This window comes from Foliimonas ilicis (genome assembly GCF_039939195.1).
In the GTDB taxonomy this organism is placed as follows: Bacteria; Pseudomonadota; Alphaproteobacteria; order Rhizobiales; family Rhizobiaceae; genus Foliimonas; species Foliimonas ilicis.
Genome location: NZ_JBDUUH010000001.1, coordinates 1,060,297 through 1,076,398 on the forward strand (window position 1 = coordinate 1,060,297; position 16,102 = coordinate 1,076,398).

The window sequence follows — 16,102 nt, forward strand, 5'->3', positions numbered from 1 at the left end:
CTTGCGTGCCCAGGGACGGGATTTAGGTGTGAACGCCAGAAGAAAAAACGAAATTCCAGCGGATCTCTACATCCCTTTTGTGGAGACGCTTTTTCGTGACGGCAGGACGCTGGCGATCGGCATGGTCGCGCAGACCCTGCTGATAATGCTCGTCTACTGGAAAACGATGAACCCGCTCTATCTCGGCGTTGCCGCGGGCATGGTCGTCGTCGGCGCGCTGAGAATGCGCAATTTCCGCAAATATACCAGCTTGCCCATGCCGCGTACGTGGCAGGAAGCGCGGCGCCGGGAAAACGACTATATTTTCTACGGTTCGCTGCATGGCGGCATGCTCGGCATTTTCTGCCTGTTCGGCATCTACTTCGCCCATGACGATTTTGCCGAAATCGCCTCGATCTGCATAACTCTGGCGACTGCAACCTCTATTGCTGGCCGAAACTATGCGTCGCCGCGCATGGTCATCATCCTCATCATTGCACTGACCTGGCCGATTTCGATCGGCTTTTTGCTGCGCGGTGATTTCTATCACGTCGTGCTCGGCCTGTTTTCCGCACCGTTCCTCTTTGCGATCAAGAAATTCGCCGACACCGTGCGCGACGTTCTTTCTTCGGCCATTCTGGAGCAGAAGAAGGCAAAACGTCTGGCGCAGCGTTTCAATCGCGCGCTCAACACCATGTCGCACGGGCTCATCATGCTGGCGCCGAGTGGTCGCGTGGTGGTTGCCAATGCGGAAGCCGCAAAGCTGATGTGGCTGAAATCGTCGGATGCCCTGCTCGGACGGTCCATGCATGCGCTTTTGCGGCGTGGTGTGGCGGGCGGAATTCTGGCGGAGAAAGACTGCCGCTACGTCGAATCGCAACTTGCGAAAGCATTGCGCGAGGGCAGGCGGCGTAAAATCCTCGTCAGCTTTTCAAACGGGCAGCATTACGAATTTTCGGCACGCGAAGGCAGCCAGGAACTCGGCGTCATCACCTTCGAAGACGTGACGCAGCGCGTCGAGGCCGAATCCAAAATCCGGTCGATGGCACGCTATGATGGCCTGACCGGCCTGCCCAACCGCGCCTATTTCCATGAGCTGGTTGCCGAGTTCATGTCTTCGGGTGATCCTGACCGGCTCTGCGCGCTGGCCGTCATCGATCTGGATGATTTCAAAAGCGTCAATGATACGCTGGGTCATCCGGTCGGCGACGGGTTGATCTATGCGGTTGCCGAAAGGCTCGTTGCGTTCGACGAAGAGGGCGTGAAAGTCAGCCGCTTCGGCGGCGACGAATTCATGGTCTATTTCGACAAGGTAATCGACGAAGACGATCTGAACCTCCGCATCGATGCGGTGTTCAATGCGCTGCAGGGCGACGTCGATGTCGCCGGGCACAATCTGCGCATTCAGGCCAGCGGCGGCGCTGTGCTGTCAGTGGTCAGGGACAGCGATGTCGACGGCATGATCGTCAAATCCGACCTTGCGCTCTACAAGGCCAAGGAGATCGGCAAGGCCAATTGGCAGCTATTCGAGGCATCCATAGACGAGGCATTCCGCAACAAGCAGTTGATGAAGGCCGATCTGCGCGGTGCGATTGCGGCAAACGCGTTGCGTGTCGTCTATCAGCCGATCGTCGCCATCGACACGATGCGGATTACCAGTTGCGAGGCGCTCTGCCGGTGGGACCATCCTGATCTCGGCGCTGTTTCGCCTTCCGTCTTCATTCCGCTTGCCGAGGAAATGGGCGTGATCTCGGATATCAGCAATTTCATGCTGAAATCCGCCTGTGCCGAATGTGTGAAATGGCCCGACAAGATCAGCGTTTCCGTCAATCTTTCGGCCAGGGATTTCCGCCAGCGCTCGGTCGTCGATCGGGTGAAGGAGGCGCTCGAATCATCCGGCCTGGAGGCGCACCGGCTGGAAATCGAGGTGACCGAAACGGCGCTGCTCGACGACAAATCGCTGACCCGGACCTATGTAGCCGAACTTCGTGCACTTGGCGTTCGCATTGCGCTGGACGATTTCGGTACGGGCTATTCGAGCCTGAGCTATCTCCACAAATTGCCGCTGGACAAGGTGAAGATCGACCGCAGCTTCCTGATCGACGTGACGCAGAATGCCCGCTCGCTTGAGCTGCTCAAAGGCATTGTCGGCCTTTGCCGCCTGATCAAGCTGTCGGTGACGATCGAGGGCGTCGAAACTTTCGAGCAGTTGAAGATCATCACACAGGAGGTAAAGCCTGATCTGGTTCAGGGCTTTCTATTTGGCTCCGCCCTCAGCGCATCCGGTATAGATTCCATGTCCCTTTCGGTTTGGCCTTTCGCTGATGAAAGCACCAAGGAACTGAAACGCCGCAAGTTGTGAGATACGGTTTCCCGTTCAGGTTGCGGGCCGAATAGCGTTAACCTTAACGTTTGGTAAACGATTTCGACTCTATTTTCGTCTTTACATCTGGGCTTGGTTCCCTACGCTTTGCAGGCGGCGGAGTTTTACGGGGAAGTGATGGCAGCGCAACGGATATTACCGGGCGAACGTACTGGTTTTGGTGAAACCACAGGAAGTGGTTTCACGTCGAATTTCGTCAAGAATGTTTCAGAGGTTCTGGAGCGGACGGAATACCGCCGCTGTGACCGCGGCGAAGACCTCGAAGACATCTACCGTCTTCGCTATAAATCCTACAAATCCAATGACATGGTTCCCGATAGCGAGAACCAGACGATCTCCGACGAACTCGATGAAGTGCCGAATGTTTACCGTTATGGCATCTATGTCGATGGCATTCTGGTCTCGACGTTGCGGCTTCATCATGTGACGCTGGCGACGCCAAAATCGCCTTCAGCGAAGGCATTCGGCGATGTCGTCTATCCGATGCTGGCGAATGGCGCGACGTTCATTTGCCCGAGTCGTTTTGCGTCCGATCCTGAATGGTCACGCCTTATTCCACAGATTCCGTATCTGACCTTGCGTTTGGCGGGCATGGCCTGCTTCCATTTCGATACGCCTTATTGTCTGTTGACGGTGCGTGAGGACCATGCAGGCTTCTACAAGCGCATCTATTATGCCGAGAAGATCAGCGAAGCGCGTTCCTATCCCGGCGTCTTCAACAAGGTCGTGCTCTACCGGGCCGATGTCGATGCGATCCGCGAGCGCTCCTTCAAGCGTTTCCCGTTTTTCAAATCGACGGAAATGGAACGACGCCTGATGTTCGGGCCGACTTTGAAGGGCGAGCCTGCGCCGCTTACCATTCTGCCGACCGCGAAATATCTGTCGGACGCTGCCTGACCTTGGGGCCATGAGCGCCAGAAGCGACATCGCGAGCATTGCTGCCTGGGCGGCCGAGCTTCAGGAAGACGAGCTTGAGCGCGCGCGTCGCGGGCTGACGGAGCGGAATTTCGCGAAGGGCAGCTACATCTGCCATCGCGGAGACCGGCTCGATTACTGGACCGGGGTCGTAACCGGGCTGGTCAAAATCAGCGCGATTTCACGAAGCGGCAAGGCGATGACGTTTGCCGGGGCTGGCCCCGGCGGCTGGTTCGGCGAAGGCTCCGTTCTCAAGGACGAGCCGCGCAAATACGACCTCGTCGCCATTCGCGATACGCGGCTTGCCATGCTGAGCAAGGCGACGTTCTTCTGGCTTTACGAGCATAGCGCGGGCTTCAATCGCTTTCTCGTTCGCCAGCTCAACGAGCGGATGGGACAGTTCATCGCCACCATCGAATATGACCGAATTCTCGATCCAAAGGCGCGTGTGGCTAGCAATCTCTCGTGGTTCTTCAATCCGGTGCTTTATCCGGGCGTGCGCAACTCCATCGACATCACACAGGAAGAGCTCAGTCTTCTGGCAGGCGTGTCGCGGCAGGTCGCCAACAAAAGCCTGCAGGCGCTGGAAGCGGAAGGGCTGATCCGTGTCGAGCACGAACGCATAGCGATCATCGATCTCGAAGCACTCAGCAAATATGAAGGGTGAGGGAACCTGCCTGCACACAACAGGTGCCATTGAATAAGACAATCAGCATGCCTGTCTGTCAATGTGCGAGTTGAAGAGGGCGCATTTTCAGATAGCCTGACGCCCAAGAATAAGAAGACTGCCGCATAGACCGATGCTCTCGGATCGGCATGGGAGGAGGATTTTTGGCGAAACCCGGCAAGAGCTGCGGGCGCGCGTCGTTCAAACCGGCGTCTATGCCTTTTTGCGCATATCCTTGCGCTGCCGGCGCTGTCACTATGCGTGAGAAGATCGCGCATTTGGGAGGAGCCAGATCATGATCGCCGCGATTTCGGACCTCGATACGTTTCCGAAATATCTGCTTTTGAACGCCGATCGATTCGGCGCGCTCCCGGCGATGCGCCACAAGGATTACGGCATCTGGCAAAGCTGGACCTGGAGCCAGCAGCTTGCCGAAATCCGCGCTCTGGCGCTGGGCTTGCAGGCGATGGGCGTGCAGCGCGGCGACAAGATCGCAATCGTCGGCGCAAACAGGCCGCGGCTTTATTGGTCGTTCACGGCGGCGCAATCCCTGGGCGCGGTTCCGGTACCGGTCTATGGCGATGCGGTCGCCGAGGAAATGTCCTACGTGCTCGAACATGCCGAGGTGCGTTTCATAATCGTTCAGGATCAAGAGCAGGTCGATAAGGTCCAGTCGTTTGCCGGACAACTCGCCAGCCTTAGCGGGATAATCTACGACGAACAGCGCGGTCTGGGTGATTATGCGCCGGAAGGGCTATTCAGCTTTGCCTCGGTTCAAGAGCGTGGAAATGCGCGGCTTGCCGCCGAGCCGTCGCTGGCGGACGAGTGGGCAGACAATATTCGCAAGGCCGATGGCGACGAGATTTCCGTGATGCTCTACACGTCCGGCACGACCGGGCGCTCAAAAGGCGTGATGATCAAGGCGTTGAACGCCGTCAGCGCTGCACGCGACACGGCCATATTCGATCGCCTGTCGGAAAAAGACAGCGTTCTCGCCTATCTGCCGCTCGCTTGGGTCGGTGATCATTATCTGAACTACGCGCAAGGCTATGTCGCGGGTTTCTGCATGAATTGCCCGGAAAGTGCCGAGACGGTGCCGCAGGATCTGCGCGAGATCGGGCCGACATTCTACTTCGCGCCGCCGCGCATTTTCGAAGGCCTGCTGACCAGCGTCACCATACGCATGGAGGATGCAGGCTGGCTGAAACGCAAAATGTTCGGGCATTTCCGCAATGTCGCGGCGAAATATGGCGAGGCTATTCTGGAAGGAAGGCCGGTGCCGTTGACCGGGCGTCTTTCCTACGCGCTGGGTGAATTCCTCGTCTATGGCCCGCTGAAAAACGTGCTCGGCCTCTCCAATATTCGCGTCGCCTATACGGCTGGCGAGGCAATCGGGCAGGATCTGTTTTCGTTTTTCCGCTCGCTCGGCATCAATTTGAAGCAGCTTTACGGGCAGACCGAAGCGTTTCTCTATGTCACGGCGCAGCAGGATGGTGCGGTGAAGGCCGATACGGTCGGCCCGGCGGCTCCCAATGTCGATATTCGCATTGCCGATGATGGCGAGGTGCAGTTCCGCTCGCCCGGCATGTTCTCCGGCTATTTCAGGCAGGAAGACAAGACCGAAGAGGCGATGACCGAGGACGGCTACGTCAAGACCGGCGACGCCGGGTTCTTCGATGCGGACGGCCAGCTCAAGATCATTGATCGCGCGAAAGACGTCGGAAAGCTGGTCAGCGGCGCGATGTTTGCGCCGAAATACATCGAAAACACGCTGAAATTCTTCCCGAATATCAAGGAAGCCGTGGCTTTCGGTGATGGTCGCGACCATGTCGGTGCTTTCCTGAACATCGACCTCAACGCGGTTGGAAACTGGGCCGAGCGCAACAACATCGCCTACGCATCCTATCAGGAACTGGCCGGGCATCCGCTGGTCTACGAAATGCTGGCGCGGCATGTCGACGACACCAACAAGCGGCTTGCCGGCGAGCCGATGATGGCCGGTGCGCAGATCAGGCGGTTTCTCATTCTGCACAAGGAACTCGATGCCGATGATGGCGAGCTTACCCGCACATTGAAGGTGCGCCGTTCCTTCGTCGCAGAGCGCTACGGCGTGTTGATCGAGGCGCTTTACGATGGTTCGACCGAGAAATTCGTCGAGACGGAAATGACTTTCGAAGACGGTCGCAAAGGCCGGATCAAAGCGAATGTGCGGATCATGGACGCCAATGTTCACGCGCCGAAGAAAGTGCGGGAGGCGGCATGATGAACGCGTCCGTCCATAGCGAGATCGTGGTGGCCAAGGATGACGGCATCGCCATGGGCGACGTTTTGATGGAAGTGAGGAATGTCTCGCTGGCATTCGGCGGCGTGAAGGCGATCACAGATATTTCCTTCGATGTCCGAAAGGGCGAAATCCGCGCCATTATCGGCCCGAATGGCGCGGGCAAGACATCGATGCTCAATGTCATCAACGGCTTCTACACGCCGCAGAAGGGAACGATCACCTTTCGCGGCGAGGAACGCCGCGCGATGAAGCCGCACCATGCCGTGCGTCAGGGCATTGCGCGCACCTTCCAGAATGTCGCGCTGTTCAAGGGCATGTCGACGCTGGACAATATCATGGCCGGGCGCTCGGTCATGATGAAGCGCAATCTGTTCTGGCAGATGCTGTGGCATGGCCCGGCGCTGCGCGAAGAGATCGAACATCGCCAGAAGGTCGAGGAGATCATCGATTTTCTCGAAATCGAGCACATAAGGCGCACGCCGGTCGGCAAGCTTCCTTACGGGTTGCAAAAGCGCGTCGAACTCGGTCGTGCGCTTGCGATGGAGCCGTCGCTGCTTCTGCTGGACGAGCCGATGGCTGGCATGAATCTGGAGGAGAAAGAGGACATGAGCCGGTTCATCGTGGATGTGAACCGGCAACGCGGCACGACGATTGCGCTGATCGAGCACGATATGGGCGTCGTCATGGACCTTTCTGACCGCGTCGTCGTTCTGGATTACGGCAAAAAGATTGCCGACGGCACACCCGATGCCGTGAAATCCAACCAGCAAGTCATCGACGCCTATCTCGGCGTCGCGCACTGACAGGAGATAGTAATGGACCTCGCATCCCTCCCGCTCACACCGCTCGTTTCGCTGATCGCAGGCGTGCTCATTCTCATCATGCCGCGCCTCCTGAACTACATCGTGGCGCTGTACCTGATCCTCATCGGCCTGCTTGGCCTTTTCCCGCAACTGGCTGGGTAGACTTAAATGGATTTCCCCCACTCCGCCTCGCTGCGCTCGACACCTCTCCCCCACTCCGTAGGGGAGAGGAATGGCGCGCACCTTGCAACGGCGTTTCCTCTCCCTCGCGTAGCGGGGGAGAGGTGCCGAGCAAAGCGAGGCGGAGTGGGGGTCTTTCTCCAGCATGAAGGAACCCGCGCATGGATTTCCTGAACTCCGTTCTCGTCAAGCCATTCGCCGACATGTTCGCCGCGCCGGATTTTCTGCTTCAGGTTCTGTGGGAAGGGCTGGTTGCGGGCGTGCTTTATGCGCTGATCGCGCTCGGTTTCGTGCTGATTTACAAATCCTCGCGCATCTTCAATTTCGCGCAAGGCATTATGGTGGTGTTTGCGGCACTGACGCTCGTCGGTCTGCATGAAAAGGGCGTGCCTGCATTGCTGGCCGTGCCGCTTACGCTTCTCGTCATGTTCCTTCTGGCGGTCACAATCGAGCGCGTCGTGCTGCGCCCGCTGGTCAACCAGCCTGACATCATCCTGTTCATGGCGACCATCGGCATCACGCTGTTTCTGATCGGCTTTGGCGAGTTGATTTTCGGCGGCGCGAACAAGGTGATGATCACCGAACAATTGATGATCCCGACCGGCAGTTTCGAATTCGAACCTTTCGGCGGTTTCCTGCTGATCGAACAGAAAGACGTCACCGCAGTCGTCGGGGCGGGGCTGCTTGTCGTCATCCTCCTGCTCTTTCTCAACAAGTCCAAGATGGGCCGTGCAATCCGCGCATTGGGCGACGACCACCAGGCAGCACTTTCGGTCGGCATATCGCTTTCGACGATCTGGGTTCTGGTCTGGTTCATCGCGGGCGTCATCGCGCTCGCCACCGGCATCGTCTGGGGTGCGCGGGCAGGCGTTTCCTTCGCGCTCGAAGTGATCGCCTTCAAGGCATTGCCGGTGCTGATGCTCGGCGGTCTGGAATCCGTTTCCGGCGCGATTATCGGCGGGCTGATGATCGGCATTCTGGAAAAGGTTTTCGAGATTTACTGGGGGCAGCCGCTTCTAGGCGGCAACACCGAAACATGGTTCGCTTTCGTTCTGGCGCTGATCGTCCTGCTGTTCAGGCCTCAGGGCCTGTTCGGCGAAAAAATCATCGAGCGGGTGTAAGACATGCTTTATCGCACCGCTGGCCAGTTCAAGACTTCCTATGAAGCCGATCATGCGCTGTTTCCGGTAAAGCAAGACGCGTGGTTGCTGGCGTTCATCCTTCTTCTGGCCTTCGTTATCTTTCCGCTGACCGCGAGCGAGTTCATCTTCCGGGCACTGTTGATCCCGGTGCTGATCTATTCGCTGGCGGCGATCGGCCTCAACATTCTCACCGGTTATGCCGGGCAGTTATCGCTTGGCACCGCCGCCTTCATGGGTGTCGGTGCCTATGCCTGCTACAAGCTGATGACGTATTTCCCGGAGCTGAATCTTCTGGTCGCCGTCATTCTTTCCGGCTTCGCGTCAGCCGCAGTGGGCGTTCTTTTCGGACTGCCGTCTTTGCGCATCAAGGGCTTCTATCTGGCGATTGCGACGCTTGCGGCTCAGTTCTTTCTGGTGTGGCTCTTCGAGAAATGGGGATGGCTGTATAATTACAGCGCGTCGGGCGCCATTCAGGTCTCGAATATCTCCGTGTTCGGCATCACCTTTGCCGGGCCGCAGGCCAGCGCGCTTGCGCAATATTACTTCGTGCTGGTCGTCGTGATGCTTTTCACATGGCTGGCGATCAACATCACGCGCGGGCGCATCGGGCGGATATGGAAATCCGTGCGCGACATGGACATTGCGGCCGAACTCGTCGGCATCAATCTGATGAAGGCGAAGCTTTCGGCCTTCGCCGTGTCGTCTTTTATCGTCGGCGTCGCCGGTGCGCTTTTCGTGTTCCTGTGGCGCGGCGCGGCTGAGCCCAATCTGTTCGACATACCTCTGTCATTCCGCATTCTGTTCATCGCGATCATCGGCGGACTTGGTTCGATCATGGGCAATTATCTGGGCGCGATCGTCATCGTCGCGCTGCCGGTGATCCTGAGTGTCCTGCCGCGTTTTTTCGGCCTGTCGATCGACCCCGCGACTGCGGAACATCTGAATACGATGATCATCGGTTCGGTGATCATCTTTTTCCTGATCGTGGAGCCACATGGGCTGGCCCGTTTCTGGGGCATTATTCGTGAAAAACTGATCATATGGCCGTTCCCGCACTGAGGAGAGCAGGAGCGGCTTCATTAAACTGGGAAGAATGCCTGTAAATCAGGCGCACAAGGAGGAGACGAAAATGAGGATCGCATTCAAGTCATTCATGCTTGCCTCGGCGCTGGCGGTGGGGTTCGCCCTTCCGGCTGCCGCGCAGGAAACGCTTAAGCTGCCCAACATGTCCTACCGCACCGGGCCATTCGCTGCGACCGGCACGCCGCATATGAACGGACAGCTCGATTATATGACGATGCTCAATGAGCGCGACGGCGGCATCAATGGGGTTCGTGTCGCCTTCGACGAATGCGAAACCGGCTACAACACCGAAAAGGGCGTCGAGTGTTATGAAAAGACCAAGGCCGATGGAGCATTGCTGACCCAGCCTTGGTCGACCGGCATAACCTTGCAGGTGCTGCCGCGCACCAATGTCGATGCGATACCGATGTATGCGCCGGGCTATGGCTTCTCCGCCATGCAGGACGGAAGGACTTTCAAATGGGCGTTCAATCCGCCGACATCCTATTGGGATGGCGCATCGATGATCATGCAGGCGATTTCAGACGGTAATCTCGACAATCTGAAGGGCAAAAAGGTCGCGCTGCTGCATCTCGATCATCCTTACGGCAAGGAGCCGATCCCGCTTCTGGAATCGCTGGCCGAAGCACACGGCTTCACGCTGCTGCCCATTCCGGTCGGTTTGAAGGAAATGCAGAACCAGTCTGCGCAATGGCTGCAAATCCGCCGCGAGCGGCCGGATTTCGTCATTATGTGGGGCTGGGGTGCGATGAATGCGGGCGCCATCACCGAGGCCGTGAAGACGCGCTATCCGATGAACCAGTTCGTCAGCGTCTGGTGGGGCGCGCATGAACCCGATCTGAAACTCGTCGGCGAAGGGGGCAAGGGATATCGCGCATTGTCGTGGAATTTCGCGGATTCGAATTCCAAGCTGATGCAAGACGTGAAGAAATACGTTGTCGATGCCGGGAAGTCGCAAATCAACAAGGAGGCCGGCGAGTTCGACAGCACGGCCTACCAGCGCGGCATCCTGATGTCGGTTATCCTCGCGGACGCTGTAAAGGCCGCGCAGGAACATGCAGGCACCAATACGATCGACCGCGAACAGCTTCGTTGGGGCCTCGAAAACGTGAAGCTCGACGACGCCAAGCTGGCTGAACTCGGTGCGGGCGAAATGATGGCACCGTTCTCCATGAGCTGCAGCAACCACACCGGCCATGCCAGCGCTTGGATGCTGGAATGGGACCGCGAAAAATTCGTCAAGGTTTCCGACCTTTTGACGGCTGATCGCGCCAGCATCGATCCGCTGGTCGAAAAAGCGGCAAAGGAATATGCCGCGGCGAACCAGCCTTGGGCGATGAACGACGATTGCAAGTGACAGCGCTCCTCTCCCCGTTCGCGGGGAGAGGAAGCTCTTTGCCGGAGCCAAAATGACCAACGCCGCAACTCAACCAGATCCAGACGGTCAGATCCTCACGGTCAACAATATCGAGGTGATCTACGATCATGTGATCCTTGTCGTGAAGGGCGTGTCCCTTTCCGTACCAAAGGGCGGCATCACTGCGCTTCTCGGCGCCAATGGAGCGGGCAAGACGACGACGCTCAAGGCCATATCGAACCTTCTTCATGGAGAGCGCGGCGAGGTGACGAAAGGGTCGATCATCTTTCGCGGCGAACAGGTTCAGTCGCTTTCGCCCAACGATCTGGTCAAGCGCGGATGTATACAGGTGATGGAGGGGCGGCATTGCTTCGGCCATCTTTCGGTCGAGGACAATCTGATGACCGGCGCCTATACGCGACGCGACGGGAACGCGGCGATCCGCGACGACCTCGAACTCGTCTATCAATATTTCCCGCGACTGAAAGTCCGGCGCTCCAGTCAGGCCGGTTATACGTCCGGCGGCGAGCAGCAGATGACGGCGATCGGACGAGCCTTGATGTCACGCCCGAAGATGATCCTGCTGGATGAGCCTTCGATGGGGCTTGCCCCGCAGCTCGTCGAGGAAATCTTTGAAATCGTCAAAAAGCTGAATGAGGAGCAGGGCGTTTCGTTTCTTCTGGCCGAGCAGAACACCAATGTCGCGCTGCGTTTTGCGAAATACGGTTACATTCTCGAATCCGGCCGCGTGGTGCTGGATGGCGAGGCGTCTGCCCTGCGCGAGAACGAGGATGTGAAGGAATTCTACCTCGGCGTCGGTGGCGAGGGCCGCAAATCTTTCAAGGATGTAAAGCACTACAAGCGCCGCAAACGCTGGTTGGCCTGACGCAGGCAAATCTACGCCGCGATATATTACCCCTTTTCGGTTTAAAACAGTATTGCGAACTCACGCTGCGGCAATACTCCCATTGCTCTTGCGGCTGCTTTTCGGTATGGCCGTTGAAAGCATAGACGGAGGTTTTTCTCATGGCCGATAATACGCCAACCGGACCGATCGAACTCGGCGCCGATATGGACTACGCCGAACACGATCGCACCTATAATGGCTTCCTCATTCTGGCCAAGTATGGAACGCTCGTCTGCGTAGCGATTCTCATCGCCATGGCCTTCGGTTTCTTCACGTCCGCCGGCTTCTTCTCCGCGACAGTGCTGTTCATCCTGATCAACGCGATCGGCGGTTATCTGCTTCGTTAAAACTTAAAGCGGTCGCTTGCAGCCAGGCTGGAGGCTCGTCCTTCGCTTGACGCTGGGTAAGCCGGAACCGAAAGGCGCGTGCATTGGGACAGATCGTTTTCGTTCCTCGTGAAGTAGAAGCCAACGAAAGCCGCGTCGCGGCTTCTCCCGATACTGTAAAACGTCTGATTGCCCTTGGCTTCGATGTGATTATCGAGGCGGATGCAGGCAAGCTCTCGCGCATCGTCGATGCGGATTTTGCTGCTGCCGGTGCTACGATCGGCAAGATTTCGGACGTCTCGAAGGCCGATGTCGTCCTGAAGGTTCGCCGCCCAACCGATGCCGAGCTGAAAAGCTACAAGAAGGGCGCGGCGGTTCTGGCCATTATGGATCCGTATGGCAATGATGCCGCCGTAGCATCGCTGGCGCGGGCAGGGGTTACGGCCTTCTCCATGGAATTCATGCCGCGCATCACCCGCGCGCAGGTGATGGACGTGCTTTCCTCGCAGGCGAACCTCGCGGGCTATCAGGCGGTTATCGATGCCGCCGCCGAGTATGACCGCGCATTGCCGATGATGATGACGGCTGCAGGCACGGTTCCGGCTGCAAAAACATTCATCATGGGCGTCGGCGTTGCCGGTCTTCAGGCAATCGCTACCGCGCGCCGTCTGGGCGCTGTCGTCACCGCGACAGACGTGCGCCCCGCCGCCAAGGAACAGGTCGCCTCGCTCGGCGCAAAGTTCCTCGCTGTCGAGGACGAGGAATTCAAGGCTGCCGAAACCGCAGGCGGCTACGCCAAGGAAATGTCCAAGGAATATCAGGCGAAGCAGGCGGCCCTTACTGCCGAGCACATCGCCAAGCAGGACATCGTCATCACCACGGCGCTCATTCCGGGCCGTCCGGCACCCAAGCTCGTCTCTGCCGCGATGGTCGCCTCGATGAAGGCCGGTTCGGTCATCGTCGACCTGGCTGTCGAGCGCGGCGGCAATGTTGAAGGCGCAATTCCGGGGCAGGTCGTGACGACCGCCAATGGCGTCAAGATCGTCGGCCACCTGAACGTTCCAGGCCGCGTCGCCGCTTCGGCATCGCTGCTTTATGCGCGCAACCTTTTCGCCTTCCTCGAGACGATGGTGAACAAGGAAAGCAAGCAGCTCGTCATCAACCGCGAGGACGAACTCGTGAAGGCGACGATGCTGACCGATGACGGAAAGATCGTGCATCCGAATTTCGCAAATGTCTCCGTCGATGCGGCACCTGCTCGCAAGGCGCCGGTTGGGCATGTCGAGAAATCCGAGATCGTGCCAAAGACCGTGAAGGCAAAGGCCAAGCCTGCTGCGAAAGCGGGGCCAGCCAAACATGTCGAGGCTCTTGAGCCTGCACCGAAAAAACGTGCAGCACCGAAATCGAAAGGGAGTGCGTGATGGAACAGAACACTCTTGAACGCGCGCTCGTTCAACTCGATCAGGCCGTGGCTGCCGTGCGCATCGCCATTTCCGATCTTGCGAATTCACCGGCTGCTGCCGATGGCGCAGGCGGCATTGCCCATGCGGTGACGGGCGGCGCAATCGACCCCTTCGTTTTCCGCTTCGCGATCTTCGTGCTGGCGATCTTCGTCGGCTACTACGTGGTCTGGCAGGTGACGCCTGCGCTGCACACGCCGCTGATGGCCGTCACCAACGCGATCTCGTCGGTCATCGTCGTCGGCGCATTGCTGGCGGTCGGCATATCGGCTTCCGGCGTCGCGACGGGCTTCGGCTTCATCGCGCTGATCCTTGCCTCAGTGAATATTTTCGGCGGCTTCCTCGTCACCCAGCGCATGCTGGCGATGTATAAAAAGAAGGAAAAGTGACGTGAACGCCAACTTCGCTTCCTTCCTCTACCTCGTCTCCGGCATTCTCTTCATTCTCGCGCTGAGAGGCCTATCGCATCCGACCACCAGCCGTAAGGGTAACACCTACGGCATGATCGGCATGGGCATTGCCATCCTCACCACGCTGGCGCTTGCAACGCCGAGCATCAGTGGCCTTGGGCTGATCGTGCTCGGCTTGGCAATCGGCGGTGGTGCTGGTGCAATCATCGCAAAGCGCATCGCCATGACGGCCATGCCGCAGCTCGTTGCAGCCTTCCACAGCCTCGTCGGCCTTGCCGCCGTCATGGTTGCGGCTGCCGCCATGTATTCGCCGACCAGCTTCGGCATCGGCACGGTCGGCGCGATTCACGGCCAAGCGCTGGTCGAAATGGCGCTCGGCGTGGCAATCGGCGCGATCACCTTCACCGGTTCGGTCATAGCCTTTTTGAAGCTCGACGGACGCATGTCCGGCAAGCCGATCATGCTGCCCGGCCGTCACATCATCAACGCCGGACTGGCGCTGGCGCTGGTGGTGCTGGTCATCCTGCTGGTCACCACGCAGAGCTACACGATCTTCTGGCTGATCGTCATTGCCTCGCTGGTGCTCGGCGTGCTCATCATCGTGCCGATCGGCGGCGCGGACATGCCGGTCGTCGTGTCGATGCTCAACTCCTATTCGGGCTGGGCTGCTGCGGCACTCGGCTTTACGCTGGGCAATCTCGCGCTCATCATCACTGGCGCGCTGGTCGGCTCCTCGGGCGCGATCCTGTCCTACATCATGTGCAAGGGCATGAACCGCTCCTTCATCTCGGTCATTCTCGGCGGCTTCGGCGGTGAAGCCGCCGCTGCCACCAGCGATGACGGCATCGAACGCACAGTCAAGCAGGGCTCGGCAGACGACGCCGCCTATTTGATGATGAATGCGTCCAAGGTCATCATCGTGCCGGGCTACGGCATGGCGGTCGCGCAGGCGCAGCATGCGGTACGCGAGCTGGCCGACAAGCTCAAGGCCAACGGCGTCGAAGTCAAATACGCGATCCACCCGGTCGCAGGCCGTATGCCGGGGCATATGAACGTGCTTCTGGCCGAAGCGAATGTGCCTTACGACGAAGTCTTCGAACTAGAAGACATCAACTCGGAGTTCGCACAGGCCGACGTCGCCTATGTCATCGGCGCAAACGACGTGACCAATCCTTCTGCACGCGACGACAAGTCATCGCCGATCTACGGCATGCCGATCCTCGACGTGGACAAGGCCCGCACCTGCCTCTTCGTCAAGCGCTCGCTGGGTTCCGGCTATGCCGGCATCGACAACACGCTGTTCTACAAGGACGGCACGATGATGCTGCTCGGCGATGCCAAGAAGATGACCGAAGAGATCGTCAAAGCGATGGATCACTGAGGATCGCCTATTAAGTATTGGAAAGCCCGGCTTTGTCGGGCTTTTTTTGTGAAATCGTGTGTCCAGCCCCTCATGCTGAGCCTGTCGAAGCACGCACGGCGATGCGGCTGGCTGCGTGGATAAAAACCTTCAATTTCATGTTTTTTATTCACCCCCCTTCAGCCCGCACCTATCATCTCCCCACTGTCTGAGCGGGAAGCCGGTGCGCACCGGGTATCGGCTCAGACAGCGGTGACCTCCCACTTGCGACTGCGGTAGTCGTGAGTTCCGAGGGCATCCGACAGGTCGGCGCGTCGAAGATGCGTTCATCGCAGGAAGTGACAAACCCTGCCGGTGAAACTTCTGAAAGCGTGCGGAGAAACCGCGATGTTCATCTGCACTATTGAATGCAGGAGACATTGTGCCCGACCGACTGGGTAGCAGGTGAGGAGCGGTCCGCGCAGTGGGCGAGAAGCCAACGATTTGGCTTCTCGAGCTCCGAACGGCGGGGTGCGGACGTCGCGCCACGTACTACTTAACACTAGGAAGGCACGGCCAAGCGCCCCGCTTCCCGGTTCTTTGACAATGGCCAGGCGGTGAAAACCGGGCGTGGCGATAATGGAATATGTCCTGCGTGCTTCGAAGGACGCACCAAGCGGCCAACTACAAGCTAGGGTGCTTCCTGTTTGACGGAATCACGAGGCGCCCCCCTCTGTCCTGCCTGCGGTTCTATTTAAAAAAAGAATCGCTCTAAACCAACGAAAACTCAGACGTTAAATATCAACCAGCGCGGACGCGGCCTAGGCCTTCGACGGCGGGCTTGTAGTTTGGATCAAGTTGGGTGGC

14 protein-coding genes are annotated in these 16,102 nt (G+C 58.4%); all 14 read left to right on the forward strand.

Annotated features, from left to right (window positions below; genetic code table 11):
- Positions 1 to 28: 28 nt before the first annotated feature.
- Positions 29 to 2,341 carry a putative bifunctional diguanylate cyclase/phosphodiesterase gene (locus ABFT80_RS05315; protein WP_347970778.1) on the forward strand — a complete coding sequence of 771 codons (2,313 nt, stop codon included), beginning with the start codon at positions 29 to 31 and terminating at the stop codon, positions 2,339 to 2,341.
- 138 nt (positions 2,342 to 2,479) lie between these two features.
- Positions 2,480 to 3,259, forward strand: a complete 780-nt coding sequence (locus tag ABFT80_RS05320) for an N-acyl amino acid synthase FeeM domain-containing protein (protein WP_347970779.1) — start codon at positions 2,480 to 2,482, stop codon at positions 3,257 to 3,259.
- A 10-nt stretch (positions 3,260 to 3,269) separates the two neighbouring features.
- Positions 3,270 to 3,944, forward strand: coding sequence for a Crp/Fnr family transcriptional regulator (locus ABFT80_RS05325; protein WP_347970780.1), 675 nt, complete (start codon positions 3,270 to 3,272; stop codon positions 3,942 to 3,944).
- 295 nt (positions 3,945 to 4,239) lie between these two features.
- The gene (locus ABFT80_RS05330; RefSeq protein ID WP_347970781.1) at positions 4,240 to 6,207 is read left to right on the forward strand and encodes an AMP-dependent synthetase/ligase; all 1,968 of its coding nucleotides are present in this window, start codon (positions 4,240 to 4,242) and stop codon (positions 6,205 to 6,207) included.
- On the forward strand, positions 6,207 to 7,031 hold the full coding sequence (locus ABFT80_RS05335; RefSeq protein ID WP_347970853.1) for an ABC transporter ATP-binding protein: 825 nt from the start codon (positions 6,207 to 6,209) through the stop codon (positions 7,029 to 7,031). Before ABFT80_RS05330 ends, ABFT80_RS05335 begins: the two co-directional genes overlap by 1 nt.
- Positions 7,032 to 7,043: 12 nt before the next feature.
- On the forward strand, positions 7,044 to 7,193 hold the full coding sequence (locus ABFT80_RS05340) for a DUF3096 domain-containing protein (RefSeq protein ID WP_347970782.1): 150 nt from the start codon (positions 7,044 to 7,046) through the stop codon (positions 7,191 to 7,193).
- Between the two features lie 179 nt (positions 7,194 to 7,372).
- Positions 7,373 to 8,332, forward strand: coding sequence for a branched-chain amino acid ABC transporter permease (locus ABFT80_RS05345; RefSeq protein WP_347970783.1), 960 nt, complete (start codon positions 7,373 to 7,375; stop codon positions 8,330 to 8,332).
- Between the two features lie 3 nt (positions 8,333 to 8,335).
- On the forward strand, positions 8,336 to 9,412 hold the full coding sequence (locus ABFT80_RS05350; protein ID WP_347970784.1) for a branched-chain amino acid ABC transporter permease: 1,077 nt from the start codon (positions 8,336 to 8,338) through the stop codon (positions 9,410 to 9,412).
- A gap of 70 nt (positions 9,413 to 9,482) precedes the next feature.
- Complete coding sequence (locus ABFT80_RS05355; protein ID WP_347970785.1) at positions 9,483 to 10,793, forward strand: ABC transporter substrate-binding protein; 1,311 nt, start codon at positions 9,483 to 9,485, stop codon at positions 10,791 to 10,793.
- Positions 10,794 to 10,845: 52 nt separating this feature from the next.
- The gene (locus ABFT80_RS05360; RefSeq protein ID WP_347970786.1) at positions 10,846 to 11,679 is read left to right on the forward strand and encodes an ABC transporter ATP-binding protein; all 834 of its coding nucleotides are present in this window, start codon (positions 10,846 to 10,848) and stop codon (positions 11,677 to 11,679) included.
- Between the two features lie 140 nt (positions 11,680 to 11,819).
- Positions 11,820 to 12,047, forward strand: a complete 228-nt coding sequence (locus ABFT80_RS05365) for an aa3-type cytochrome c oxidase subunit IV (protein ID WP_347970787.1) — start codon at positions 11,820 to 11,822, stop codon at positions 12,045 to 12,047.
- An 83-nt stretch (positions 12,048 to 12,130) separates the two neighbouring features.
- Positions 12,131 to 13,447: a Re/Si-specific NAD(P)(+) transhydrogenase subunit alpha gene (locus ABFT80_RS05370; RefSeq protein ID WP_347970788.1), complete on the forward strand. Its 1,317-nt coding sequence runs from the start codon at positions 12,131 to 12,133 to the stop codon at positions 13,445 to 13,447.
- A complete protein-coding gene (locus tag ABFT80_RS05375; protein WP_347970789.1) occupies positions 13,447 to 13,875 on the forward strand; it encodes a proton-translocating transhydrogenase family protein in 429 nt (142 codons plus the stop codon). The genes ABFT80_RS05370 and ABFT80_RS05375 overlap by 1 nt, the downstream gene beginning before the upstream one ends.
- 1 nt (position 13,876) lies before the next feature.
- Positions 13,877 to 15,277 (forward strand): NAD(P)(+) transhydrogenase (Re/Si-specific) subunit beta, encoded by a 1,401-nt coding sequence (locus tag ABFT80_RS05380; protein WP_347970790.1) that lies wholly within the window; start codon positions 13,877 to 13,879, stop codon positions 15,275 to 15,277.
- Positions 15,278 to 16,102 lie beyond the last annotated feature (825 nt).